The 26,019-nt window shown below is 60.8% G+C and carries 20 protein-coding genes; 10 read left to right on the forward strand and 10 right to left on the reverse strand.

All coding sequences use genetic code 11. The annotated features are described in order from the left end of the window. The 5 genes from rpoB to ARB25_RS00900 form a co-directional block, all read right to left on the reverse strand. Positions 1 to 3,492 carry a DNA-directed RNA polymerase subunit beta gene (rpoB, locus tag ARB25_RS00880; RefSeq protein ID WP_301280522.1) on the reverse strand — a complete coding sequence of 1,164 codons (3,492 nt, stop codon included), beginning with the start codon at positions 3,490 to 3,492 and terminating at the stop codon, positions 1 to 3. 288 nt (positions 3,493 to 3,780) lie between these two features. Next, positions 3,781 to 4,689: a UTP--glucose-1-phosphate uridylyltransferase gene (locus tag ARB25_RS00885; RefSeq protein WP_055285202.1), complete on the reverse strand. Its 909-nt coding sequence runs from the start codon at positions 4,687 to 4,689 to the stop codon at positions 3,781 to 3,783. Positions 4,690 to 5,003: 314 nt separating this feature from the next. Beyond that, entirely contained in the window at positions 5,004 to 5,381 is a 378-nt protein-coding gene (gene rplL / locus ARB25_RS00890; RefSeq protein ID WP_006235005.1) for a 50S ribosomal protein L7/L12, read from the reverse strand. Between the two features lie 102 nt (positions 5,382 to 5,483). Next, positions 5,484 to 6,005, reverse strand: a complete 522-nt coding sequence (rplJ, locus tag ARB25_RS00895) for a 50S ribosomal protein L10 (protein ID WP_006235004.1) — start codon at positions 6,003 to 6,005, stop codon at positions 5,484 to 5,486. Positions 6,006 to 6,512: 507 nt separating this feature from the next. Beyond that, positions 6,513 to 7,649, reverse strand: a complete 1,137-nt coding sequence (locus tag ARB25_RS00900; RefSeq protein WP_055285203.1) for a pyridoxal phosphate-dependent aminotransferase — start codon at positions 7,647 to 7,649, stop codon at positions 6,513 to 6,515. A 93-nt stretch (positions 7,650 to 7,742) separates the two neighbouring features. Here ARB25_RS00900 and ARB25_RS00905 point away from each other — a divergent pair, with 93 nt between their 5' ends. Further along, positions 7,743 to 8,399: a hypothetical protein gene (locus tag ARB25_RS00905; protein ID WP_055285204.1), complete on the forward strand. Its 657-nt coding sequence runs from the start codon at positions 7,743 to 7,745 to the stop codon at positions 8,397 to 8,399. Here ARB25_RS00905 and ARB25_RS00910 read toward each other — a convergent pair. The 5 genes from ARB25_RS00910 to ARB25_RS00930 form a co-directional block, all read right to left on the reverse strand. Next, positions 8,396 to 8,965 carry a DNA-deoxyinosine glycosylase gene (locus ARB25_RS00910; protein ID WP_055285205.1) on the reverse strand — a complete coding sequence of 190 codons (570 nt, stop codon included), beginning with the start codon at positions 8,963 to 8,965 and terminating at the stop codon, positions 8,396 to 8,398. The two genes, ARB25_RS00905 and ARB25_RS00910, sit on opposite strands and share 4 nt — an antisense overlap. A 3-nt stretch (positions 8,966 to 8,968) precedes the next feature. Continuing rightward, positions 8,969 to 10,345, reverse strand: coding sequence for an alpha-amylase family glycosyl hydrolase (locus ARB25_RS00915; RefSeq protein ID WP_055285206.1), 1,377 nt, complete (start codon positions 10,343 to 10,345; stop codon positions 8,969 to 8,971). A gap of 153 nt (positions 10,346 to 10,498) precedes the next feature. Next, entirely contained in the window at positions 10,499 to 11,695 is a 1,197-nt protein-coding gene (locus tag ARB25_RS00920) for an MFS transporter (RefSeq protein WP_055285207.1), read from the reverse strand. Between the two features lie 123 nt (positions 11,696 to 11,818). After that, positions 11,819 to 14,230, reverse strand: coding sequence for a ferrous iron transport protein B (feoB, locus tag ARB25_RS00925; RefSeq protein WP_082421799.1), 2,412 nt, complete (start codon positions 14,228 to 14,230; stop codon positions 11,819 to 11,821). 491 nt (positions 14,231 to 14,721) lie between these two features. Continuing rightward, positions 14,722 to 15,621, reverse strand: coding sequence for an alpha/beta hydrolase (locus ARB25_RS00930; RefSeq protein WP_055285209.1), 900 nt, complete (start codon positions 15,619 to 15,621; stop codon positions 14,722 to 14,724). 243 nt (positions 15,622 to 15,864) lie between these two features. Here ARB25_RS00930 and ARB25_RS00935 point away from each other — a divergent pair, with 243 nt between their 5' ends. The 9 genes from ARB25_RS00935 (at position 15,865) to ARB25_RS00975 (ending at position 25,932) form a co-directional block, all read left to right on the forward strand. Continuing rightward, positions 15,865 to 16,428, forward strand: a complete 564-nt coding sequence (locus ARB25_RS00935) for a PTS sugar transporter subunit IIA (protein WP_040359007.1) — start codon at positions 15,865 to 15,867, stop codon at positions 16,426 to 16,428. A gap of 181 nt (positions 16,429 to 16,609) precedes the next feature. Next, entirely contained in the window at positions 16,610 to 18,013 is a 1,404-nt protein-coding gene (gene asnS / locus ARB25_RS00940) for an asparagine--tRNA ligase (RefSeq protein ID WP_055285210.1), read from the forward strand. A gap of 258 nt (positions 18,014 to 18,271) precedes the next feature. Beyond that, positions 18,272 to 19,057, forward strand: coding sequence for a hypothetical protein (locus ARB25_RS00945; protein ID WP_055285211.1), 786 nt, complete (start codon positions 18,272 to 18,274; stop codon positions 19,055 to 19,057). 160 nt (positions 19,058 to 19,217) lie between these two features. Then, complete coding sequence (locus tag ARB25_RS00950) at positions 19,218 to 20,198, forward strand: ABC transporter substrate-binding protein (RefSeq protein WP_055285212.1); 981 nt, start codon at positions 19,218 to 19,220, stop codon at positions 20,196 to 20,198. 203 nt (positions 20,199 to 20,401) lie between these two features. After that, positions 20,402 to 21,325, forward strand: a complete 924-nt coding sequence (locus ARB25_RS00955) for an ABC transporter permease (protein ID WP_055285213.1) — start codon at positions 20,402 to 20,404, stop codon at positions 21,323 to 21,325. After that, on the forward strand, positions 21,318 to 22,112 hold the full coding sequence (locus ARB25_RS00960) for an ABC transporter ATP-binding protein (RefSeq protein WP_055285214.1): 795 nt from the start codon (positions 21,318 to 21,320) through the stop codon (positions 22,110 to 22,112). Before ARB25_RS00955 ends, ARB25_RS00960 begins: the two co-directional genes overlap by 8 nt. A 336-nt stretch (positions 22,113 to 22,448) precedes the next feature. Then, positions 22,449 to 23,216, forward strand: coding sequence for a mechanosensitive ion channel family protein (locus tag ARB25_RS00965; RefSeq protein ID WP_055285215.1), 768 nt, complete (start codon positions 22,449 to 22,451; stop codon positions 23,214 to 23,216). Positions 23,217 to 23,308: 92 nt separating this feature from the next. Then, positions 23,309 to 25,225 carry a BMP family ABC transporter substrate-binding protein gene (locus tag ARB25_RS00970; protein WP_055285216.1) on the forward strand — a complete coding sequence of 639 codons (1,917 nt, stop codon included), beginning with the start codon at positions 23,309 to 23,311 and terminating at the stop codon, positions 25,223 to 25,225. Continuing rightward, on the forward strand, positions 25,222 to 25,932 hold the full coding sequence (locus ARB25_RS00975) for a metallophosphoesterase family protein (RefSeq protein ID WP_006234987.1): 711 nt from the start codon (positions 25,222 to 25,224) through the stop codon (positions 25,930 to 25,932). Before ARB25_RS00970 ends, ARB25_RS00975 begins: the two co-directional genes overlap by 4 nt. Positions 25,933 to 26,019: the final 87 nt, after the last annotated feature.

Here is a 26,019-nt window from a genome sequence, read left to right on the forward strand (position 1 = left end):
CTACTCCTTATCAGTGGTCGTGGCGGCGACAGCCTCGGGTGCCTCGGCGGTCTCGGCATCCTGGGCCTCGACGTCGGCGTCAACGCCGGCGAGCGCAGCCAGGTCGTCGAGAGCAGAGGTCTCCTCGGCGGTCACAGGGGCGGAGGCGTCCTCGTCGGCATCGTGCATGGGCTCGATGTCCAGTGCGAGGGAACGGATCTCCTTGACGAGAACCTTGAAGGACTCGGGGATACCCGGAACCGGGACGTTCTCGCCCTTGACGATGGACTCGTAGGTCTTGACGCGGCCCACGGTATCGTCGGACTTGACGGTCAGGATCTCCTGCAGGACGTTGGAAGCACCGTATGCGTACAGTGCCCAAACTTCCATCTCGCCGAAGCGCTGGCCGCCGAACTGAGCCTTGCCGCCCAGAGGCTGCTGGGTAACCAGGCTGTAAGGGCCGGTCGAACGGGCGTGGATCTTGTCGTCGACCATGTGGCCGAGCTTGAGGATGTAGGACGTACCCACGGTAATGGGCTCGCGGAACTCCTCGCCGGTGCGGCCGTCGAACAGGCGGGTCTTGCCGCGCTCGTCAAGCTGGGTGACGAACTCGGGACGCATGTGATCGCCAAAGGCAGCGGTGGCCTTGTTGAGCATGTTCTTGTTGGCACGACGGATGACCTCGGCGATCTCGTCCTCCTTGGCGCCGTCGAAGACGGGCGTCGCGGTGAAGAACGGACCGGGGACGTACTTGTCGGAGTCGGCCTGCTCGGTATCCCAACCGCAGGCAGCAGCCCAGCCAAGGTGGCACTCGAGCAGCTGGCCGACGTTCATACGCGAAGGAACGCCCAGCGGGTTGAGGATAACGTCGATCGGGGTACCGTCAGCCATGTAGGGCATGTCCTCGACCGGCAGAACGTTACAGATAACACCCTTGTTGCCGTGGCGGCCGGCGATCTTATCGCCCTGCTGGATCTTACGGCGCTGGGCGACGTAGACGCGCACCTGCTCGTTGACGCCGGGAGCCAGATCGTCGCCGTTCTCGCGGCTAAAGCGGACGACGTCGATGACGCGGCCGTAAGCGCCGTGAGGCATCTTAAGGGAGGTATCGCGGACGTCGTGGGCCTTGGCACCGAAGATGGCGCGCAGCAGGCGCTCCTCGGCGGTCAGAGCGCTCTCGCCCTTAGGCGTGACCTTGCCGACCAGGATGTCGCCAGGGCCGACCTCAGCGCCGATGCGGATGATGCCGTCCTCGTCGAGGTTGGCAAGCATGTCCTCGGAGAGGTTCGGGATCTCGCGGGTGATCTCCTCGGGGCCGAGCTTGGTGTCGCGGGCATCGATCTCGTGACGGGTGATGTTGATGGTCGTCAGCAGGTCCTCGGCCACCAGGCGCTCGGACACGACGATACCGTCCTCGTAGTTAAAGCCTTCCCACGGCATGTATGCCACGGTGAGGTTCTGGCCCAGTGCGAGCTCGCCATGATCGGTCGAAGGACCGTCAGCCAGGGGCTCGCCCTGCTCAACGGTGTCACCGACGCGCACGAGCGGACGGTGGTTGATGCAGGTGGACTGGTTGGAGCGCTGGTACTTGGCCAGGTGATACTCGTCCATGCCGCCGGCATGCTTGACGATGATCTTGGCGGCGTCAGCAAAGATGACCTCGCCGGCGTTCTTGGCCAGGGTGACCTCGCCAGAGTCCAGAGCGGCGCGACGCTCCATGCCGGTACCGACATAGGGAGCGGCAGGGTGAACCAGCGGCACGGCCTGACGCTGCATGTTGGCGCCCATCAGCGTACGCTTGGCGTCGTCGTGCTCGAGGAACGGGATCAGCGTGGCTGCGACGGAGAGCATCTGACGCGGCGAGACGTCCATGTAGTCGACGTCCTCGACGGGCACGTCGGCGGGAGCGCCGAAGGAGCCGTCGAAGTCGCGGGTACGGGCGATCACGGTGTGCGGGCGGACAAGCTTGCCCTCGGCATCGGTCGTGATGAACTCGTTGGTCTTGGGATCGAGCGGCGTGTTGGCCGGCGCGATGACGTGCTTCTCTTCCTCGTCAGCGGTCATCCAGTCGATCTGGTCGGTGGCAACGCCGTTCTCGACGCGACGGAACGGAGCCTCGATGAAGCCGTACTCGTTGACGCGGGCGTAGAGGGCGAGCGAGCCGATTAGGCCGATGTTGGGGCCTTCGGGGGTCTCGATCGGGCACATGCGGCTGTAGTGCGAATTGTGAACGTCGCGGACGGCCGTCGGCACGTTGGTGCGGCGGCTGGAGCCGGACTTGTGGCCGGCAAGACCACCAGGGCCGAGTGCGGACAGACGGCGCTTGTGGGTCAGACCGGTCAGGGGGTTCGCCTGGTCCATGAACTGCGAGAGCTGCGAGGAACCGAAGAACTCCTTGATGGAGGCCACGATCGGACGGATGTTGATGAGCGACTGCGGGGTGATCTCGTCGATGTCCTGGGAGCTCATGCGCTCACGGACGACGCGCTCCATACGGCTCATGCCGATACGGAACTGGTTGGCGACGAGCTCGCCGACGGTGCGGATGCGGCGGTTGCCAAAGTGATCGATGTCGTCGACCTTGAAGCCCTGCTCGCCGGCAGCGAGGGACAGCAGGTAGCGCAGCGTCGCGACGATATCCTCGTCGGTGAGCACCGTGACCTCTTCCTCGGTGGTGAGGTTGAGCTTCTTGTTAACCTTGTAACGACCGACGCGGGCCAGATCGTAGCGCTGCGGGTTGAAGAGCAGGCCCTCGAGCAGGCTGCGGGAAGCGTCCACGGTGGGAGGCTCGCCCGGGCGCAGACGACGGTAGATCTCGATAAGGGCATCCTCGCGGGTGAGGGCGGTGTCGCGCTCCAGGGTGCGCTTGATCACATCGGAGTTGCCGAGAAGCTCGATGATGTCGTCGTTGGTGACGGCAATGCCAAGGGCGCGCAGGAACATCGTGGCACTCTGCTTGCGCTTGCGGTCGATGGAGACCATGAGCTGGTCGCGCTTGTCGACCTCAAACTCGAGCCAGGCACCGCGGGACGGGATGATCTGGACCTTGTAGATCTGCTTGCCCGAATCCATCTCGGAGCTGTAGTACACACCCGGGGAACGGACGAGCTGCGAGACGACGATACGCTCGGTACCGTTGATGATGAAGGTGCCCTGATCGGTCATCATGGGGAAGTCGCCCATAAAGACGAGCTGCTCCTTGATCTCGCCGGTCTCCTTGTTGGTGAGACGGACGTCGGTCAGAAGCGGAGCCTGATAGGTCATATCCTTCTCGCGGCACTCCTCGACGGTGTGCGCGGGGTCGCCGAACTGATGCTCGCCGAAGGTAACCTCGAGAACATGGTTCTGGCTCTGGATGGGGCTGGATTCCTTGAACGCCTCACGAAGGCCCTCGTCCTTAAAACGCTCAAAGGATTCCCTTTGAACAGAGATAAGGTTGGGGAGCTCCATGGCCTCCGGGATTTTCCCGAAGCTGACGCGCTTGCGCTCAGTGGCAGTGTATGCGTAGGTCACCAGGTTTTTCCTCCTTCACGGAAATGCTCGGTGGATTGGCGAGGCATAGCTTCGCCAGTTATCGCAACCTAATAGTTTATCAGGTACCGACCGTTGAGCAAGAAAAGCCTTGACGCGATTGAGTTTTTGGAGTAGCAAAGTTTTTCGACAGAAAATGCGCAGGTAGATAGTGGTATACCGAACATCTGTTCATATAATTTCTGTGAACAGAGAGCCAACAATCGCAGCTCTTATAAAAAAACGGGCGCGAACCGAGGTCCGCGCCCGTAAATGTCGATGTCCGAAGGTTTACTTGCGCATCAATCCGCCGCGCTCGTCGATGGCATCCCAGAAGGCATCGGCAAAGCGGGGATCGCTTGCAGCCATGAGGGCGTTGGTGGCCATCCAGCCAGAGGGAGTACCGGTGTCGTAGCCCGACAGCGGGTCGATGACGACGGCATACATGGCCTCGCGGTCGAGCGAACGGGCCATGGCGTCGGTCAGCTGGATCTCGCCGCCCTTACCGGCCTGCTGGTCGGCAAGAAGGTCCATGACCAGCGGGCTCAGCAGGTAGCGACCGACGATGTAAAGGTTGGACGGAGCCGCCTCGGGAGCGGGCTTCTCGACCAGACCGCCGATGCGCCAGACAGCGCCCGGCTCGGCATCGGCAACGCCCTCGGCGCCCTCGAGCGAACCAACGCGCTCGCCGGCGATAACGCCGTAGCGGCTGACTTCCTCGGGCGAGCAAGCAGCGACGGCGATAACCGAAGCGCCACCGTGCTCCTTGGAAACGGCAAGCATCTTGTCGCAGATATCACGGTTAGGCACAACGTAGTCGCCCAGAAGAACCAGGAAGTTCTCCCCTGCCACGGCGTCGGCAGCAGAGCGAATAGCATGGCCGAGGCCCTTGGGCTCGTACTGATAGCGGAAGTCGACCGGCATACCGCCAGCGTGGGCGACGGCGTCGGCATAGGCGTTCTTGCCGCGCTCACGCAGCAGGTTCTCGAGCGAGCGATCGGGCTGGAAGTAGTTCAGTAGCTCGGGCTTACCGGGAGAAGTAACGATGATGGCGTCGTCGACTTCCTCGGGGTCGAGCGCCTCCTCGACGACGTACTGAATGACGGGCTTGTCGAGCACCGGCAGCATCTCTTTGGGCGTGCACTTGGTGCCAGGCAGAAAACGCGTGCCAAGACCGGCGGCGGGGATGATTGCCTTCATGTTATTCAAAGATCCTTTCGCAGGCGCAAAAGCGCCCCATGCGTGCGGCACACAGCCGCAGACCAAATTGCGATATCTAAGCATCTTACCGCTGGAACTATATGTCGCTACAAGGCAGAGACAATTCTTCAGCAGGTCAACGCAAATTATTGCTCGAATGGTGCAATTTTATTGCCCAACGGCAGGGTGCCCGATACGACGCAAATCACAGAACATGGCAGTTTGAGCTACCGATGTCGAGGGACCGAAAAACAAAAAAGACGGGGCTCGCAATGCGAACCCCGTCTGCAAAGAAATCTGGTGAGAAAGCCTGATTACTTGAGGGTGACAGCAGCGCCAGCAGCCTCGAGCTTCTCCTTGGCAGCCTCGGCGTCCTCCTTCTTGGCACCCTCGAGAACAGCCTTGGGAGCGCCCTCGACGACCTCCTTGGCCTCCTTCAGGCCAAGGTTGGTGAGCTCACGGACGGCCTTGATGACCTGGATCTTGTTGTCGCCGAAGCCCTCGAGCACGACGTCAAACTCGGTCTTCTCCTCGGCCTCAGCAGCGCCAGCAGCGGGAGCGGCGACAACAGCGGCAGGAGCAGCGGCGGAAACGCCGAAGGTGTCCTCGATAGCCTTGACGAGCTCGGAAGCCTCGAGAAGGGTCATTTCCTTAAGAGCATCGATGATCTCATCGGTGGTAAGCTTAGCCATTTCTAAGTCCTTTCGGTTTCCGTGCGGATGCACGGAGATCAGTTAAAACACGGCGCGAATGCGCCAGGGGTGCGGCGTTGCCGCCGCGGGTGAAAACAGCAACTAGGCTGCCTTCTGCTCGGAGACCTGCTGGATCGAACGAGCGAGACCAGAGGAAACGCCGTTGACGCAGACAGCGATGTCGCGAGCGAAACCGGAGATGAGACCGGCGATCTGGCCGAGAAGCTGATCCTTGGTGGGCAGCTCGGCGATAGCCTTAACATCATCAGCGGAAACGGCCTTGCCGTCGGAGATACCGCCCTTGATCTCAAGGACGCCCTTGGACTTAGCGGAGAAGTCCTTAAGGGCCTTAGCGGCCTCGACCGGCTCGGACTCGTAGAACACATAAGCGACGGGGCCGGCGAGAATCTCGTCGAGCTCGGGCTGCTCCTGGTTCTTGAGGGCGATCTTGACCAGGTTGTTCTTGTAGACCTTCATCTCGGCGCCGCACTCGCGAAGCTGATGACGCAGCTCCTGAGCCTGCTTAACCGTCAGACCGTTGTAGTTGACGACGAACAGACCGGCGTTCTCGGCGATACGGGACTCGATCTCTGCAACCTTGTCGATTTTGTACTGCTGGGGCATGAATTACACCTCCTCGAATTCTTTCCGGGCACGGTCCGCCACAAGGACGTGACGGGGGCATGTCCAAAAAGAAAGCCCCCGCGCTGCATGAGCGACGGGGGCGAGAAGACATATCTACTCGACCACCTCGGCTGGCGGGAAGTCCCATTAAGCTCGCGGGTAAGGCCCGTTTGCGCCGGCTGTCTCTGGCAGCGGATTCGTGCGTGAACCAAAAGTATTATGGCGGGGACCCCGGCGTCGGTCAACGGCAACCCTGGCTGCACACAATTCCACCATCTCGGTCGCACCGCCAAAGGCCAGGCGCAAGCTTTTCGCTCGGTCAGGTCCTGGGCTCGCACGAAGAGCACATTTAGTGCTCTTCGGCTCGTGCGGAATCTACGAAAAGCTTGCGCCTGGCCTTTGGCGGCGCGACCTGTGTTGACTTTGGGACAGCCAGGGTTGCCGTTGGCCGGCGCGCCCCGCTCATAATGCTTGGGTCGGTGGGCTGATGTGTTGCGTCCCTGAGGACTATAAGGTCGAAATGAAGGTGGACAGGCGGTGGAGGCCTTCGTCTAGGTCTTTGTCGGAGACGCAGTAGCTTAGGCGGATGTGGCCTTCGGTTCCGAAACAGTCGCCCGGGACTAGGGCTACGTTTGCCTCTTTGATGGCTTTGATGCAGAAGTCTTCGCTGGTTAGGCCGAACTTTTTGATGCTCGGGAAAGTGTAGAAGGCTCCTGCGGGCTCTACTACGTCGAGGCCCATGGCGTCTAAGGCTGCGAGTACGCGTTCGCGACGAGCTCGGTAGACTTCGAGCATGGGGGTGGGGTCGACGGTGAGGGCTCGGGCTGCGGCGTCCATTTCGAAGGAGACAGCACTCGATACTAAGTATTGGTGGGCCTTTGCGATCTCGGCGATGACGGGGGTTGCCGCCGCGAGCCAGCCCAAGCGCCAGCCGGTCATGGCCCAGGGCTTGGAAAAGCTCTCGATGACGACCGTCTGCTCGCGCAGCTCCGGGTGACGCTGGGCAAAGCGCTCGTAGCCATCCACATAAACCAGGCGGTTGTATACGTCGTCGCAGACCACGTAGATGCCCGCCTGCTCTGCCACGCGCGCCACGGCGTCGAGCGATGCCGCGTTGAGGATGCAACCCGTAGGATTGTTGGGCGAGCAGATGACGATGGCCTTGGTCGCCGGCGTCACGCAAGCACGAAGCGCATCCTCGTCAATCTGAAATTGCGCAGGCTCCGTATCCAAATAGACTGCTTTGGCGTGGTTGGCCACGACGATGCTTTCGTACAGGCCAAAGGCCGGCGTGGGGATAATGACCTCGTCGCCGGGGTTGAGCATAGCCATGAATGTTGCCGACAGTGCCTCGGTCGCACCGTCGGTCAGGATGACCTCATCGGCGGAAAACGTAAGGCCCGCGTCCCCCATGTAGGCAGATAACGCCTCACGCAGGGCGGGGCGCCCGTTGTTGGGCGGATAGTGCGTGTCACCGCGGTCCAGTGCGGCGGTCACCTCGGCGCTAATCACATCGGGCGTGGGAAAATCGGGCTCGCCAAGCGCAAGCGCGATGCACCCCGGGTGCTGGGCGGCGAGCGCGTTGATTCGGCGGATACCGGAGGGCTTGAGCGTGGCAAGCGAGGTATTCATGGGCAGTCGCATGGCGTTCCTTTCGTAAGGGTTGCACTAGGATAGCGCGGCGGGGCGCCGCCGGACGGTGTAACCTAAACGGAAACCAACCGGAAAGGAGGCAGCATGGAGCCGACCGCGCGCAGCGATGTACCAAAAACGCTGCAAACCATTGCGTATATCAGCATTCCCAATAGTGCCGATCTTGAGTTTTTGCTCTGGGACCTGCAGGATGCCATCGCCGCCTATGCACAGCTTTCCGGCACCGCACTCCCCCGCCCGGTCGACTTGAAGGCAAATGACGCCGGCAGCGTTGCCGATGGCATCGTGCTGGCCATTGAAGATGTGGCTGACGATGAGACGTTGACAGCCATCGAGCAGGCGCTTGAGCGCTTTGGCAGTACGGGAACGCGCGTCTATGCCGCGATTCGAGCCGCACAAGAGAGCACTGAGCAGGCGCGTGGGACCGCCGTTCGCCTGCACAAGGCATGTGAGCGCCATGACCAATTGTGGTGTGGCGGCGTTGCCATCTGCGCCGGCAGCGGCATCGCAGCGCTTCGTCGCTCCCCGCGCATGGGCCTCTTGCGGCGACCGTTTTCGGAAGCGATGGACAAGCTCGTGGGCGCCGTTCGCATGGGGTGTTCCGTCGAACACGCGCAGAAGCTCGGTGGCGCCGCAACGGGTGGCGTCGACACCGACGGCATGGCGCGCGCCACGTCTGCGCTGCCCACACCGATCTGGCACGCCGTTATGAGGCATCTTGCCGAGCACTCAAACTGCTAAATCGAAAAAGCCTGCCAATCAACGGCTTCACTCCAGCGCTCGACAAGGCGTTCCAGACGCCACGCCGCATTGGCGGGACTTGTCGACGGCAGAACGATGGCCGGCAGCCCGGTGCGCTCTTGTAGATAGCGCTTGTAGAGCCGGCCAGCTGTACCACCGTTGCATATCACCTGCTCAATGGGAGCTGCGCCGGTAATGCGCTCGATATGTGCCGGCACAACGTTACGAATGCTCGCATCGCTCGAGCCCTTAATGTCGCAGCTCTCGATCACGTCCCACAGGGCCACGCCGCCGTTCAGCAGCATAGCCCGCTTGGCGGTAATCGAGGCGTCAAGCGTCACGGGCTCGCCGCTCGCCAAAGAGTCTCCCTCGTTGGGCGGCACGGGCGCACCAAGGCACGCGGCCATCACGCGCCAAAAGCGGTTCTGCGGATTGCCATAGTAGAAGGCATTGGCACGCGAGAGCACCGAGGGAAACGACCCCAGCACCAAAACGCGCGAGCGCTCGTCAAACACGGGCTCAAACCCATGCTCAATATGCTGATAGCCCTCGTCCGGCGCAGTCATGAATTAGGCCCTCAGCAGATAACGCACCTCATAGGGCGCAAGTTCAAGGGAGCCTGTCAGCTCGACCGTGGGCACGCCGTCGGCAAGCAGGTCGACAAAGGACCCGTTGAGCTCGCCGGCGCCAAAGGTGTAAGGCTCACCCACGGCATTCACCGCCACGAGTACCGTCGCGCCGTCACAGGCGCGCTCGAACAGCAGCTGCTTGTTCTGGATCACTACGTTGCGATAGGCACCGTAGTTGAGAGCACGGGCAGCCGCGTCGTCGGCCGAGCGAAGGTGTGCGAGTTGCGTGATGAACGCCGTCAGCTCATTGGGCGCAGGCTCATCGAGCGCAGGGCGCAGCGCCCAGTCGCCATCGGGGCCGCCCTTTTCACCAGCAATTCCCCACTCGCTGCCATAGTAGACGCACGGGATGCCCGGCATGCCAAAGAGCATGCCATAGGCGGGACGCAGACACGACTTGTCGGTGAGGATACTTGCCAGGCGCGGCACATCGTGGTTGTCGACAAACGACAGCAGATGTTTGCCGCGGTAGATGCACCACGGATCGCCGCCAAACTGGCGGTGCAGCGAATGGGCGATCTCGAACATGTTGACCGAGTTAAAGCTGGAGTACAGGCCCTTGTAGCACTCGTAGTTGGTGCAGGAGTCGAGCATCTCGTCGTTGACGATTTGGTTGTAGTCGCCGTGGAGCGTCTCGCCGATCAGCACAAAGTCGGGCTTGAGCTCACGGGTAAAGACGTGCAGGCGGCGCATAAAGTCGCGGTCGAGCATATAGGCAACGTCCAGGCGCAGGCCGTCGACGCCAAAGACCTCGGCCCAGCGGTGCGCGGACTCAAGCAGGTAATTGACCACGGCAGGGTTTTGCAAGTTGAGCTTCACGAGCTCAAAATGGCCTTCCCAACCCTCGTACCAAAAGCCGTCGCCGTAGCAGGAGTCGCCATCAAAGCTAATGTGGAACCAGTCCTTGTACGGCGAGTCCCACTTACGCTCCTGCACATCGCGAAAGGCCCAAAAACCTCGGCCGACGTGGTTGAATACGGCATCGAGCACCACGCGGATGCCATGGGCATGCAGCGTGTCGCATACGGCGGCAAAGTCGGCGTCCCCACCCAGGCGGCGGTCGATGTGGCGCAGGCTGCGTGTATCGTAGCCGTGGCTATCAGATTCGAGCGGCGGGTTGATGAGCACAGTGCCAACGCCGAGTTCCTGCAGGTAGTCGGCCCATTGGGCAATCTTCATGATGGGGGCATCGGGGCTGGGTGCAGTGCCGGCAGCTTGAGAGAGTTCGTCCTCGGCAACGGGTGCGGCATTCTCGCGCGGAGCTCCGCAAAAGCCCAGCGGATAAATCTGGTAGAACGTCGTCTCGTATGCCCACATAGCAACCTCCCGGTAAGCTCAACATAACGGCATCCATTGTATGCCCAGCTCGTATCCTCTTCCCCAAAATAAGTTGCGGTGGAATAGTTCCTGCTTGGACCTTCAGAGGCCTTAAACAGGAACTATTCCACCGCAACTGATGAGGGGACGTGATTAGGCGACGGGCTTGGCGCGGCGGATGGCCGGAAACAGCACGGTGATGGCGAGGATGACGCCCACGACGGCAATCGCCCCGCCCACGAAGCCGATCCAAGCGATACCGGGACCCGAAACCACGGCGCCGCCGATTGCGGTGCCCGTGCCGATACCCAGATTGAACAGACCCGAGAAGATCGACATGGCGACAGCCGACGAATCCGCGGGCGTGTACTTGATGAGCTCGGCCTGAAACGCCACGTTAAAGGCCGTGGCGCAGCAACCCCACAGTGCGCAGACGGCAAGCACTGTCACGAGCGACGATGCGGCCGGCCCCATGAGCAGCAGGGCCACCGGCACGCCGGAGAGCGTGATAGCAAGGAACGGAAAACGGTGCCCGTCGAACAGGCGGCTGAACAGCCAGCTGCCCACCAAGCCGGAACAGCCAAACGCCGTCAGCGTCATGGTGATGGCGCCCGCATCGACGTGCGCGACCTGCGCCAGGAAGGGCTCGATATAGCTGTAGCTTGCGTAATAGCCGGTCGCCATGAAGACCGTGACTGCGTAGAGCGCGATGAGGAGCGGGTTCTTGAGCAGCTCGGGCAGCTGTTTGACGGTAAAGCGCTCACCCGCCGGCATGGCCGGGAACACCGCTGCCTGGTAGACGACCGCGATGGCTGAGAGGCCCCCGACCACGGCAAACGTCATGCGCCAGCCCACGGCCAAGCCAATGGCGCGGCCGAGCGGCAGACCAAAGATCTGCGCGATGGATGAGCCTGTGGCGATCATGCTGATGGCGAGCGCCCCATGGCGCGTGTCAACCAGACGCGACGCCATGATCGAGGCGACCGACCAGAACACGGCATGTGCACAGGCGACCACCAGGCGCGCACAAACCAAAATGGGATAGGATGGCGCCAAGGCGGACAGGAACTGGCCGAGCGAGAACACGGCGAGCACGCCCAGCAGCATCCGCTTGAACTCAAAACGTGAGGCAAACACCATGAGCGGCAGCGACAGCAGCATGACGCCCCAGGCGTAGACCGAGATCATGATGCCTGCCTGGGCCTCGGTGAGCGAGAACGATGCGGCAATATCAGTCAGAAGACCGATGGGCATGAACTCCGACGTGTTGAATACGAACGCGCAACAGGCGAGCCCGATAAGCGGGAGCCACTGCTTGAGCGAGATGCCATCTTGTCTTGCCTGAGTCATGTAGGAAACCTCTCCGATTGTCTTGGGCGGTGGGCGATTATATAGCAACGGCCCCGCATCCGTCAGTACAGATGCAGGGCCGCAATCAACTCAATACACAGAGGTTGCGCCGTCAATAAATAGCTAAGCCAACCCCAGCAACATGCCCGCCGAATGCACGACAAACGCCACGATCCAGGCGACCGTCACTTGAAACGCGAACACGGCAACGGCGTAGCGCGCGCCCAGCTCGCTCTTGACGGCGCCGATTGCCGCCACGCAGGGCGGGTACAGCAACGTAAAGACCAAGAACACGTAGGCGGTAAACGGCGAAAACATGGTCGACAGTGCCGCGGGGGAGGTTGCGCCCAAAAGCACCGTGAGGGTCGAGATGACACTCTCCTTGGCAATAAGTCCGGTGACGAGCGCCGTGGATGCACGCCAATCGCCAAAACCGAGCGGCGCCAGCAGCGGAGCGATGATGCTGCCCAGACCGGCAAGCAGGCTTTGCGACTGGTCGGCGACCACGTTAAAGCGGATATCGAACGTCTGCAGGAACCAGATGACCACCGTAGCGGCAAAGATAATGGTAAAGGCCTTGGTGATAAAGTCCTTGGCCTTATCCCATGCCAGCATCACCGTCGTCTTGACGCTCGGCAGGCGGTAATTGGGGAGCTCCATGATAAACGGCACCGGGTCGCCCTTAAATGCCGTGCGGTTGAGCACCAAAGCCGCGATGCAGCCGACCACGATACCGATCAGATAGAGTGAGACCATGGCGGGAACCGTCGCCTGCGGGAAAAACGCCCCGCACAGCAAGCCGTAAACCGGCAACTTGGCTGAGCAGCTCATAAACGGCGTGAGCATGACCGTCATCTTGCGGTCGTGCTCGGATGGGAGCGTACGGGTCGACATGATAGCCGGCACGGTGCAGCCAAAACCGACGAGCATGGGCACAAAGCTACGGCCCGACAGGCCAAAGCGACGCAGCACCTTATCCATGACAAACGCGACGCGCGCCATGTAGCCCGAGTCTTCCAGAATGGAGAGGAACAAAAAGAGCACGACGATAATCGGCAGGAAGGTCAGCACGCTGCCCACACCCGTAAGCACGCCGTCGACAGCCAGCGAACGCACTACGTCGTTGGTGCCGAACGCCTTGAGGCCCGCATCGGCCGAGGCGATGACGGCAGCGATACCGTCCTCCATAAGTCCCTGCAACGCCGCGCCGATCACGCCAAACGTCAGCCAAAAGACGAGGCCCATGATCACCAAAAACGCCGGAATGGCTGTGTAACGACCTGTCAGGATGCGGTCAATCTTGACGGAGCGCACATGCTCGCGGCTCTCGTGCGGCTTGACGACGCAACGCCCGCACACGTCGCCGATAAAGCTAAAACGCATATCGGCCAGCGCAGATAGGCGGTCGGTGCCGGCCTCGCCCTCCATCTGGGTAATGATGTGCTCGATAGCGTCGAGCTCATTGCGATCCAGGTGAAGCGCCTCGGTCACCAGCTCGTCGCCCTCAACCAGCTTGGTCGCCGCAAAACGCACCGGAATGTGCGCCGTTGTGGCGTGATCCTCAATCAGATTGGCGATGCCGTGGATGCAGCGATGCAGCGCACCGCCGTCCGGACCGTCGGGCGCACAGAAGTCCAGGCGACCGGGGCGCTCGCGGAACCGCGCCACGTGCAAGGCATGATCCACCAGCTCGCCGATGCCCTCGTTGCGGGCAGCGCTAATGGGGACAACAGGCACGCCCAACAGGCTCTCGAGCAGGTTGACGTCTACGGCGCCGCCGTTGGCCGTCACCTCGTCCATCATGTTGAGCGCGATGACCATGGGGCGGTCAAGCTCCATAAGCTGCAACGTCAGGTACAGATTGCGCTCGATGTTGGTAGCGTCGATGATATCGATGATGGCGTCCGGGCGCTCGTCGAGGATGAACTGACGGCTCACGACCTCTTCACCTGTGTACGGCGACAGCGAATAAATACCAGGCAGGTCGGTAACGCTCGCCTCGGGGTGGTTACGAATAGTGCCGTCCTTGCGATCGACCGTCACACCGGGAAAGTTACCGACGTGCTGGTTGGAACCCGTCAGCTGGTTGAACAGCGTGGTCTTGCCGCAGTTTTGGTTGCCAGCGAGGGCAAAATGCAGTGGCGCGCCCTCGGGCACGGCCGTCTTCGCGGCGCGGGGCGAATACGTCCCCTCGCCCAGAGCCGGATGCTCCGTCGTGCCGATTGCGGCGTTAACGCGCGGGCCGGTATCGGTATCGTGCACATCCACGAGCTCGATGCGTGCGGCATCGTCCTTGCGCAGCGTCAGCTCGTAGCCGCGCAGGCGAATCTCGAGCGGGTCGCCCATGGGGGCGTACTTCATCATGGTGACTTCGGTGCCCGGCGTTAGACCCATGTCCAAAATATGCTGTCGGAGTGCCTGATCGTCCGATGCCACCGATGCGACAACGGCGTCCTTTCCAATCTCGAGTGCATCGAGCTTCACGTCCGTGTTCCTCCCCCGGCGCCCACAGGGCGTTGTATTTATGTTCACCATGGCTAACCGTTTGCCATGGCTAACCAATTTTAAGCTTACATGATAGCGTGAGCACACAACGACGTTCAATCGACAGATCGCTGCGATGGGAATTCTGGGCCATTGCTTCCCAGACGGGCCTGCTGCGGAAACCGCATCCCACTCCGGAACACGTAAACGGGATGGGCTTTCCGGTTGAGGCATCTAGCGGAAACTGCAGCCCGGAATCGGCATTCAGACTGGGATGCAATTTCCCGATCGAGCCCCTCGGGGAAACTGCGACCCGGAATCTGCGCCCAAAACGGGTCACGATTTCCCAAACGGGACGTGGTTTCCCGCGGGAGCAGAAACAGCCGCCCGCTCCCTCGACAAAATGATCCATTTTCCTCCGTCTCCAACAGATCAAAACGAAGTTGCGGTGGAATAGTTCCTGTTTGGGGCTTTAACCAGCAAAAACAGGAACTATTTCACCGCAAGTTATGAGGGACGGGATGGGGCTGGCCCTCTTACTCTTACAGATGGCGCTCCAGGAAGCGAAAGGCTAGGCGGATCCAGGGACGGACCGCCACCTGCTTGTCCTCGTTGTCGACCGCGGTGTTGGCGTTGCCGAGCGAAAGGCCGTGACCACCTTGGTCAAACACGTGCATCTCGCAAGGGACGCCCTCCTCTGCCATGCGTTGGGCAAACGGATAGACCTGCGCGATCGGCGCCGTCTTGTCGTCGGACACGCCCCACACAAAGGTCGGTGGCATCTGACGCGAAACATGCGTGGTGGGGCAGATGTCGGCCAGATGCTCGTCAGTTGCCTCGCCGCCCGTCACCATCGACAGGTAGTCGTTGAGCAAATCGCGCCCCGTCTTGCCGCCCGTCTTGGGCACACGCAAGTCAATGCGCGGATCGCGCGTCTGCATGTCGCGCACATAGGCAAAGTCGAGCAATGGATAGCCCAGCACCACGGCATCGGGACGAATGTCGTCCGGACGCGCCCCGGCAAGTGCCGCAAAGGGGCCGGTCTTCCACTGTGTTGCCAGCGAGGCGCAAATCATGCCGCCAGCAGAAAAGCCCACGACGCACACGCGCTTAGGATCGACATGCCACTCGTCGGCGTTGGCGCGCACCGTGGCAACCATCTTGGCAAGATCTGCCTGGGGGTGCGGAAAGCTCACGTCACCCGTAGAACTCGTGACATAGTTGAGCACAAAGGCCTGGTAACCGTGATCCAAAAACGCAAACGCCACAGGATCCTGCTCATGCGGAGCGATATGCGTAAACGCACCTCCGCCACAGACAATCACCGCGGGGCGGCGGCCATTCGGTTTATCGGGCAACGGCTCGGCACCCAAATACGTAAACGTCGCCGGATAATCCTCGGTCGGCTCCTCGCCCCACAGCGCATGGTTCTCGACAATCATATGTGCTCCCTTCGCGCAAATTATGCGCCCTTGTTTTTCGCCTTCAAGCGTACCCCACTTGAACCCGTGGCGCAGAAACACTCCGGCAATAAGTTTCCCTTCAACTGATATATCACATAATCCCAGTTCAGAGGTATCTTTGAGCAGCGTAGAATAGGGGCGTTGACCAAGCCGCGAAACACATATGAAACGTTTCCGGCAAACCAAACGCGCGATATGCGCCTATTTAAGTTGGAGGCAACTATGGGTCTGCTCGATTCGCTTAAGTCCACCTTCACCTCGACCGGCGAGGCGTCCGTTCCGCCCGCAGCAAGCTTCGCTACCCGCGAAGGCGTCATCTATGCCCCCGTCAACGGCGTGCTCGTCAACCTGAACGAGGTTCCCGACGAGACGATCGCCTCGGGCATGCTTGGCCAGGGCTATGGCATCGAGCCCATTACCGGCACCATCTATGCGCCCGCCAACGGCCGCATCGGTGCCACCACTGTCACCAACCACTCCATCGGCATGATCACCGAGGACGGCCTGCGCGTGTTCATCCATGTTGGCCTGGGCACCGTGGAAATGAACGGCAAGGGTTTTGCCCGCTTTGTCGAGATGGGCGATGTGGTCAAGGCAGGCCAGCCGCTCATCAGCTTCGACCGCGAGGCCATTAAGGCCGCTGGTCACGAGGACATCGTGACCGTCATCGTCTCCGAGCTCGATCGTCTTAAGAGCATCGACCATGTCGGCGAGTCTGGAACGCTTATCGGCGGCAACCCGCTCGTCAAGCTTGGCGACCCGCTGTTGGTTGCCAAGACCAAGTAGCCAGGCCCCACGCCACACAGCCAAAAGGCACCTCGTCAAGCGCCCGCGACCATTTGGCCGCGGGCGCTTTTCGTTTGAAAAACCATCCCGCCAATGCTTTATCTGTATAGCTCAAATGAGCCGAGCTGCTAGAATATCGAACTGTATGGATAACTATCATTCAACCGTTATGGGAGGATACGTGAACCGCACCAAAATCGCGCAGCTCTATGCCGATGCCGAGTCGCTCGGCGGCCAGACCGTCACCGTCGCCGGCTGGGTCAAGTCCGTCCGCGACATGAAGAACTTTGGCTTTGTTACGCTCAACGACGGCAGCTGCTTCCGCGACCTGCAGGTCGTCATGAACCGCGAGGCACTCGACAACTACGACGAGATCGCCCATCAAAACGTCTCGGCCGCACTCATTTGCACCGGCACCGTCAAGCTGACCCCCGATGCGCCCCAGCCTTTCGAGCTTTCTGCCACCTCCATCGAGGTCGAGGGCACGAGCGCCCCGGATTACCCGCTGCAGAAGAAGCGCGCAACCGTCGAGTTCCTGCGCACCCAGCAGCATCTGCGCCCGCGCACCAACCTGTTCCGCGCCGTGTTCCGCATCCGCTCTGTCGCGGCTGCCGCCATCCACCGCTTCTTCCAGGAGCAGGGCTTTGTCTACGTCAACACCCCCATCATCACCACGAGTGACTGCGAGGGCGCCGGCGAGATGTTCCGCGTGACCACGCTCGACCCCAAAAATCCGCCCCTCACCGAGTCTGGCGAGGTCGACTGGAGCCAGGACTTCTTTGGCAAGCATGCAAGCCTCACCGTGTCCGGCCAGCTCAACGCCGAGAACTTTGCCATGGCCTTTGGCGACGTGTACACCTTTGGCCCCACCTTCCGCGCCGAAAACTCCAACACCACGCGCCACGCCGCCGAGTTTTGGATGATCGAGCCCGAGATGGCCTTCGCCGACCTCAACGACTACATGGACAACGCCGAGGCCATGCTCAAGTACGTCCTCAAGGACGTTATGGCCACCTGCCCCGACGAGCTCAATATGCTCAACAAGTTTGTGGACAAGGGTCTGCTCGAGCGCCTGGACCATGTCGCCAACTCCGACTTCGCCCGCGTCACCTATACCGAGGCCGTCGAAATCTTGGAGCAGGCCGTCGCCGCCGGTCACAAGTTTGACTATCCCGTGAGCTGGGGCATCGACCTGCAGACCGAGCACGAGCGCTTCCTGACCGAGGAGCACTTTAAGCGCCCGACCTTCGTGACCGACTACCCGGCCGAGATCAAGGCGTTCTACATGCGCATGAACGAAGACGGCAAGACCGTCGCCGCCGCCGACTGCCTGGTTCCCGGTATCGGCGAGATTATCGGCGGCTCCCAGCGCGAGGAGCGCCTGGATCTGCTCGAGGCCCGCATCAAGGACCTGGGCATGAATCCCGAGCAGTACAAGTACTACCTTGACCTGCGCCGCTACGGTTCCTGCAAGCACGCCGGCTACGGTCTGGGCTTCGAGCGCTTGGTCATGTATCTGACCGGCGTGGGCAACATCCGCGACGTCCTGCCGCACCCGCGCACCGTGGGCAACGCCGACTTCTAATCGTCGGACGCTAGCTCGCGTCGCCACACGCCAACGCTCATCGCACAAGCGCCTCTCGACATCGGTCGAGAGGCGCTTTTTTCAACAGCATCCGTCAAGCTTTTGGCAAGGTTTTGGTCAGTTGAGCAGGGCTGTTGAAAACTCGACCCGCCGTTTGCCGACGACTACCGACCGCCCAGAGCGCCCTGCGCCCCTGAGAAAGCCCCGCGTCCTAGGCTCCATACCGTCGCCACCCAAAACGGAAAGGACGTGGGCACCATGACCGAAGCCGCTGTTGAAACCTACGACACCACGACGAGAGGCGCCGCCTCGATGGCAGCCTATCGCGCCGTTCGCATCCTGCAACTATTAAGCGAAAACACCGGCGAGGACAAGGCCATGCTTTCCGATGAGTTGATCCGGCGCCTCGCCCATCCCGACGACCCCGCCCGCATGCCCATCTCGGCGGCGCGGCGCAGCATCTACACCGCCATCTCCGCGCTTCGCCATGCCGGATACGAAATTGAGTACAAACGCGGCGTGGGCTACAAACTTCTTACCCGCCCGCTCACCGATGAAGAGATCATCCGGCTCCACGGTATGGTCATGCGCAACCGCTCCACGCCTATCGCTATCCGCAAGAGCATGGCGCAGCACTTAGTTGCCATGGCGAGTGCCGACGTTCGCGGCTACCTCGATACACCCGAACCCGCTCCAAGCGCAGGCAGCAAGGCTACCAAGGCAACGCGCGCGCCCATCAAGCGCATCGACACGTGCGAGCTCGTCGAGCAGGCCATCGACCACGGAACCACGGTGAGTTTTGATATTTCGAGCGTCACGACACGCGGCGAAACCGAAGCAGCACGGATGACACTCCGTCCCTTTGCCATCAGGCAGCGCGATGGCATCTCGTATCTGCTGGGAACGGTCTACGACGCCCGAGGCACCGACGATACGCTGCGCACCGTCGAGATCGCCCGTATGAGAAACGTCAGCACGCGCCTGCTCGACGGCAAGAAGCTCTTCGCCGCCCTAGACGAAGACGACGCCTCCTCCGCCGCATAAGACCCTCCGCCGCCCATTCGACTACCCGTACCGCCCATCCGATTCTGTATTAAAAAACCCGCCAGGCTGTTGTAAAAATGGACATCAGCGCTACTATAGTTCCACTTGCACTTTGTCCCAGTGCAGTGTTTCCAGCCATTTTTATACTGGGGGTAATGATATGAAGGACATCACCATCAGCCGCAGGAGCCTTCTGGTCTCCGCCGGCCTGCTCGCACTCGCCCCGCTCGCCGGATGCAGCGGCAACTCTGGTTCCGGCTCTGCTGCCGCCGGTTCCGACTACACCATCGGCGTTCTGCAGCTCACCGAGCACTCCGCACTCGATGCCGCCAACGACGGCTTCGTCAAGGCCATCAAGAAGAACGGCCTTAAGGTCAAGATCGACCAGAAGAACGCCCAGAACGACCAGTCCACGTGTAAGTCCATTGCCGACAAGTTTGTGGGCGACAACGTCAACCTGATTTATGCCATCGCCACGCCCGCCGCGCAGGCTGCCGCCGGCGCCACGGCCGATATCCCCATCGTGGGCTGCGCCATCACCGACTACGCCGCCTCCGGCCTGGTCCAGGACAACGACAAGCCCGGCACCAACGTCACGGGCGCTTCCGACCTCACCCCGGTCGCCGAGCAGCTCGAGATGATGCAGAAGGTCCTGCCCGACGTTAAAAAGGTCGGCCTGCTCTACTGCACCGCCGAGTCCAACTCCGACGTCCAGATCAAGGCCGCCAAGAAGGAGCTCGACAAGCTGGGCCTCGAGTACACCGACTTCACCGTCTCGAGCTCCAACGAGATTCAGTCCGTCGTCGAGTCTGCCGTGGGCAAGGTCGACGCGCTGTACTCCCCCACCGACAACACCATCGCCGCGGGTGCCTCGCAGGTCGGCCAGATCTGCAAGGAAAACAAGCTTCCCTTCGTGACTGGCGAGGAGGGTATGTGCATGGCCGGCGGCCTGTTCACCCTCTCCATCAACTATGAGGACCTGGGCTACGCCGCGGGCGAGATGGCCGTTAAGATCCTGAAGGGCGAGGCCAAGCCCGAAGATATGCCGATCAAGCACCTCTCGAGCAAGGACCTGGTCGTCGTCAAGAACGACGAAATGGCCGAGGCCCTGGGCATCGACCTTTCCGCCCTGGACGCGTAATGCCATACGCGGCATGCGTCTAGAGCCCGTGCTCGCGCTTTAGCCGCGTTATTCAATATCTGAGCCACAGGGGCGGGCGCTGTAGACCGGCGTCCGCCCTGCTTGTTTCAGGTAAAACAAAACGTCTGTCCGTAACTCTTCTATGCATTGTTACCGCTATTATGGAAAATCACGTATCCACCCTATTCTAGGAGGTATGAAGCATGCTCATTGCATTGCAGGGCGCCGTTTCGCAGGGCGTCCTCTGGGGCATTATGGTGCTTGGCGTGTTTATCACGTTCCGCCTGCTCGACATTCCCGATATGACCTGCGACGGCAGCTTTGCCCTCGGCGGCTGTGTCTGCGCCGTACTCATCGTCAATAACAACGTCGATCCGCTGCTCGCCGTGCTGGCCGGCATGTGCGCCGGCGCCATCGCGGGCGCCGTCACGGGCATTTTGACCACCGTCTTCGAGATTCCCGCGATCCTCGCCGGAATCCTCACCCAGATCAGCCTGTGGTCCATCAACCTGCGCATCATGGGCAAGTCCAACACGCCCATCCTTGCCAAGGGCACCATCTTCTCGGCCGTCAGCAATATGACCGGTCTGCCGCAGTCCACCGTTGCCATCATCCTGGGCATCGTGTTGGCCGTGGCGATCGTTGTCATCCTGTACTGGTTCTTTGGTACCGAGATCGGCTCCGCACTGCGCGCCACCGGCAACAACGAGTACATGATCCGCGCCCTGGGCGTCAACACCAACTCCACCAAGATGATCGCCCTTGTGCTCTCCAACGCCCTCATCGGCCTTTCGGGCGCGCTCATCTGCCAGAGCCAGAAGTATGCCGACATTGGCATGGGCACCGGCGCCATCGTCATCGGCCTTGCCGCCATTGTAATCGGTGAGGTGCTCGGCCGCCTGCTGCCCGGCGGTCTGACGCAGTTCTCCGTCCGCCTGGCCTCTGCCGTCTTTGGCTCCGTGGTTTACTTCCTGATCCGCGCCATCGTGCTGCAGCTGGGCATGGATGCCAACGACATGAAGCTGCTCTCCGCCGTGATCGTTGCCGTGGCCCTGTGCGTGCCCGTGGTTTGGGAGCGCTACAAGCTCCGCAGCTCCTATACGAGGGGAGATGAGGCAGATGCTTAAGCTCTCGCACGTCAAGAAGACCTTTAACAAGGGCACCGTCACCGAGAAGCGCGCACTCACCGGCGTCGACCTCACCCTGAATGACGGCGACTTTGTAACCGTGATCGGCGGCAACGGCGCCGGCAAGTCCACGCTGCTCAACATGATCGCCGGCGTGTACCCGCTCGATTCGGGCGTTATTGAGCTCGACGGCACCGACATCTCGCGCCTGAGCGAGTCGCAGCGCGCCAAGTACCTGGGCCGCGTGTTTCAGGACCCCATGCGCGGTACCGCTGCCGACATGCAGATCGCCGAGAACCTGGCCCTCGCCAAGCGTCGTGGCCAGCGTCGCGGCCTTTCGTGGGGCGTCACCAAGGCCGAGAAAGATGAGTACGTCGAGCTGCTCAAGCGCCTGGACCTTGGTCTGGACACGCGTCTCAACGCCAAGGTCGGCCTGCTCTCGGGTGGCCAGCGCCAGGCACTCACCCTGCTGATGGCCACGCTCACCAGGCCGCGCCTGCTGCTGCTCGACGAGCACACCGCGGCCCTCGACCCCAAGACGGCCTCTAAGGTGCTTAACCTGACCGAGGAGATCGTCGACGAGAACCACCTGACCACGCTCATGGTCACGCATAACATGAACGACGCCATCCGTCTGGGCAACCGTCTGATCATGATGCACGAGGGCCATGTGATCTACGACGTGGCCGGCGACGAGAAAAAGTCACTCACCGTCGCCGACCTGCTCCAGAAGTTCGAGGAGGTCTCGGGCGGCGGGCTCGCCAACGACCGCATGCTGCTAAGCTAAACCTACCAAAAAGGGACAGGTTTATTTTGGCAGGTTTTATCCTCGCAAACGTCAAAACCGCCGCTAAGGGACAGGCGCCCTTGCGGCGGTTTTCGCATATTATGTCGATAATCCAGCGTCAGCAGGAACTACTGGTTAAGGACTAAGGAAACTGCCACGAGAAGCTCTCTTCCCCGTCTCGCCTTGACCGCCGCACTCCTTGCCGGCGTGCTCGCCGGCGCCCCAGCTTACGCCACCGCGGCCACCCCATCTCAAGTTATCGGCCCGTCCGAATTTGATCGGACGGGCTTCTTGGTGGGTATCATGGTTGGACGATCATAAGGAGGTTTTCCCTACATGGAATTGTTTGAGCCGATTCTTCATTTCTTTGAGCAACGGTGGGTCCACAACATCATCTGGGCCGTCATCTTGGCGATAGGCACCGCCGTCGCCGCCAAGGTCGTATCCAAGACCCTGAACCATCTGCTTAACCGAGACGATAACCCGCTTCCGGCATCGAGTATCTTCATCAACATCGCGCGCGCCGTCATCTGGATGATTGGCGGCAGCTTTATCCTCGATAACTGCTTTGGCATTAACACAAACGCGCTCGTCGCCGCCCTTGGCGTCGGCGGCATCGCCATCTCGCTCGGCTTTCAGGACACGCTCTCAAACCTTATCGGCGGCATGCAAGTGACCTTTATGGGCATCATCAAGCCCGGCGACAATATCGAGGTCGGCGGTGTGTCGGGCGTGGTCCAAGACATCACTTGGCGCCATACAACGATTGAGGATGCCTGTGGACAGACCATCATTGTGCCCAACTCCAACATCTCCAAGAACACGCTCGTGCATTTGATGCCCTTTGGACGCGTGGCCGTGCCCGTTGCCGTAAAGGACACGTCTAAGTGGGCTTCCCTTGACGCGCTGGCAGACGAGCTCACGAGCGCAACCAAAACGGCCGTCTCGCCCATCTCGGGCTTTGACAAAGAGCCCTACGTGCTCTTTAGCGAAATCGGCGACTTTGGCATCAAAGGAAAGATCATCTTTATCGTCAGCGACGACAGCACCACTTTCACCGCTGCCGACGCCTGCATCCGCGCCATCGCCCCCATCATCGCCTAAACCACCACAAAGGGGACAGGCACCTTTGTGGTGGTTTTCATTCGTGGTACCATGGTTTATATAGTTGTTTAAACGACTAAGGGAGCAACATCATGGAAGAGGCCTATCGTCAAGCACGCAAGCGCGGCGAGCAGGGACGCCGTCGCGCCATCAGCCAAAGCGAGCATCCATACCTTACGGACCTCGATAGCCTGGTTGCCCAGCTCCCCTTAGGTCAGCGAGAGAATGTCGGCCTAAGGGATATTCCGCTCGAAATGGTCGTCGGCACGGTCACCAAGGGCCGTCAGTCCGCCTTTTCGTGTAACTTTATGCCCCTGCTTCCGTTTAGCACCGAGTTCGCCCGCAAGTGGTCCAACCTCTACGATATCCAGGTAACCGAGGGCTATCGCGACCCCATCATCGTCACCGAGTTCATGCATCGGTTCTATGTCCAGGAAGGCAACAAACGCGTCAGTGTCCTCAAATTCCTAGACGCCCCGACGGTTTCGGCCAAGGTCACCCGTCTCTACCCCGGCAAATGGGATTCCGTCGAAAGCCGCCTGTACGGCGAGTTCTGCGCGTTTTGGCGCGTCTGCCCCCTATACGAGATCGAGTTCTCGCGTGAGGGAAGCTACGAAACGCTCGCGAAGATGCTCGGTAAGAACCTTATCGAAAAATGGCCGCAGAAAAAGGTCGACTACCTGCGCCACACTTTCCTGCTCTTTAAGCGTGCCTACCTTCGCGCAGGCGGCGATCACCTGGACATTACGCCCGCCGACGCCATGCTCGTCTACCTCAATGTGTACAACCAGGACCGCCTGCTGGATACGCCGACGGATATCGTCGTAAACCGCCTGTGCAAGATCTGGCGCGAGCTGGTCATTGCCGGCAAAAATGACGAGGACAAGGTCGATCTTGTCGAAGCACCGAGCGTCGACGAGGAGGAGACGCCCGCCAAGTCCACCTCTGGCGTGCTCAACTTCTTTATGGGCAAGACCGTCTACTCGACGGCCAACCCCCTGCGCATCGCCTTTATCCATGAGTTCCCCTGTGCGACGTCGAGCTGGGACAGCCTGCACGACCAAGGGCGTCAGTATCTCGATGAGCACTTTGGCGGTATCGTGCGCACCGAGGCGTTCGAGGACTGTCACGATCCGGATGTGTTCTACGCCGCCGTGGAAACGGCTGTCAAACATGGAGCAAACGTCATCTTCTCGACCTCGCACCGCCTGATGGAATACACGCTCAGGGCTGCCGTTGAGTATCCCCGGGTTCGGTTCCTCAACTGCTCTATCGGCCTTCCCCATCAAAGCGTCCGCTCGTACTTTGGCAAGATGTACGAGGCCAAGTTTCTGCTGGGCGCCCTTGCGGCCAGCATGGCGGACAACCACCGCATCGGTTACCACGCGTCGGTCTTCGCCTCGGGCGCACTCAGCGAGATCAACGCCTTTGCGATTGGCGCCTCGCTGCTCGACCCGCGCGCGCAGGTCATCCTCACCTGGGGCGATGTTCCCGCCGGTGGTCTTGCCGAAGCCATGTGCCGCGAAGGCGTAAGCGTCATGACCGGCGCTGACATGTCAAAGTCGCTCGAAGACCCAACGGCCTACGGGCTTCACCGCTTGGTCGACGGCAAAGTCACCGGCATCGCCATGCCCGTATGGAACTGGGGCCGTTACTACGAGCTCATCGTTCGCAGCCTTCTTCACGGCACGTGGGACGAGACCAGCGACGACAACCAAGTGCGCGCTGTCAACTACTGGTATGGCATGAGCTCCGGCGTTATCGACATCCGTTACGCTCCGGGCCTACCCTACCAAACGCGCAAACTCGTGCAGTTGCTCCGCAACGGCATTGTTGAGGGATCCATCAACCCCTTTGGCGGCGAGCTCCATAGCCAGAACGGCGTGGTACAGATTGAAGGCTTCCCTCCGCTGCCGAGCACACAGATTGTCGAGATGAATTGGCTGGCGGACAACGTGGTAGGCACCATTCCGCAGCTCGACGATGAGCCGAAAGTCCCTGCCCTATGAAAATCCTTGCCATAGCCGATACCGAAGAACGATGCCTTTGGGAGTGCTTTCGCAAGGAACGCTTTGAGGGTGTCGACCTGATTTTGTCCGCCGGCGATCTGGACCCGGACTATCTTGAATTTTTGGTTACGGTCATCAACAAGCCGCTCATCTACGTTCGCGGCAATCACGATGACCGCTACGCGCGTCATGCACCAGGCGGATGTATCTGCGTGGAAGACAGCGTGTACACGTACCGAGGGATTCGCATTGCGGGCCTTGGCGGGTCCATGCGTTATCGCGACGGCGCCAACATGTACACCGAACGCGAGATGTCCAAGCGTATGCGTAAGCTGTCGCGTAAGGTTAGGATGGTCGGCGGGTGCGACATTCTGCTTACCCATGCGCCCGCCGCCGGTATGGGTGATCTGGACGATCTACCGCATCGAGGGTTTGAGTGCTTTAACACGGCGCTTGAGTCCTGGGGAGCCGACTACATGGTACATGGGCATGTACACCAAAGCTACGGTTACGATTTTCAGCGCGAGCGGCAGCATGTGTGTGGAACGACGATCATCAACGCCTGCGGCTATACGCAGTTTGAGCTCGACCAGACGCGCTACCCCATCCGTGGCTGGCAGGCAGCCTGGCTCAATTCGCAAACCATGCGCCGCGAGCTCAAGCGCCACGATGCCATCGAGTCATCAACAGCCAGAACACCCTGGTAACCACCATAAAGGGGACACCGTCCCCTTTATGGTGCTTTTGAAGCGATAGCAAGAAACCCGGTCCTGCACGAGGCAGAACCAGGTTTC

This window comes from Collinsella aerofaciens (assembly GCF_001405375.1).
In the GTDB taxonomy this organism is placed as follows: Bacteria; Actinomycetota; Coriobacteriia; order Coriobacteriales; family Coriobacteriaceae; genus Collinsella; species Collinsella aerofaciens_F.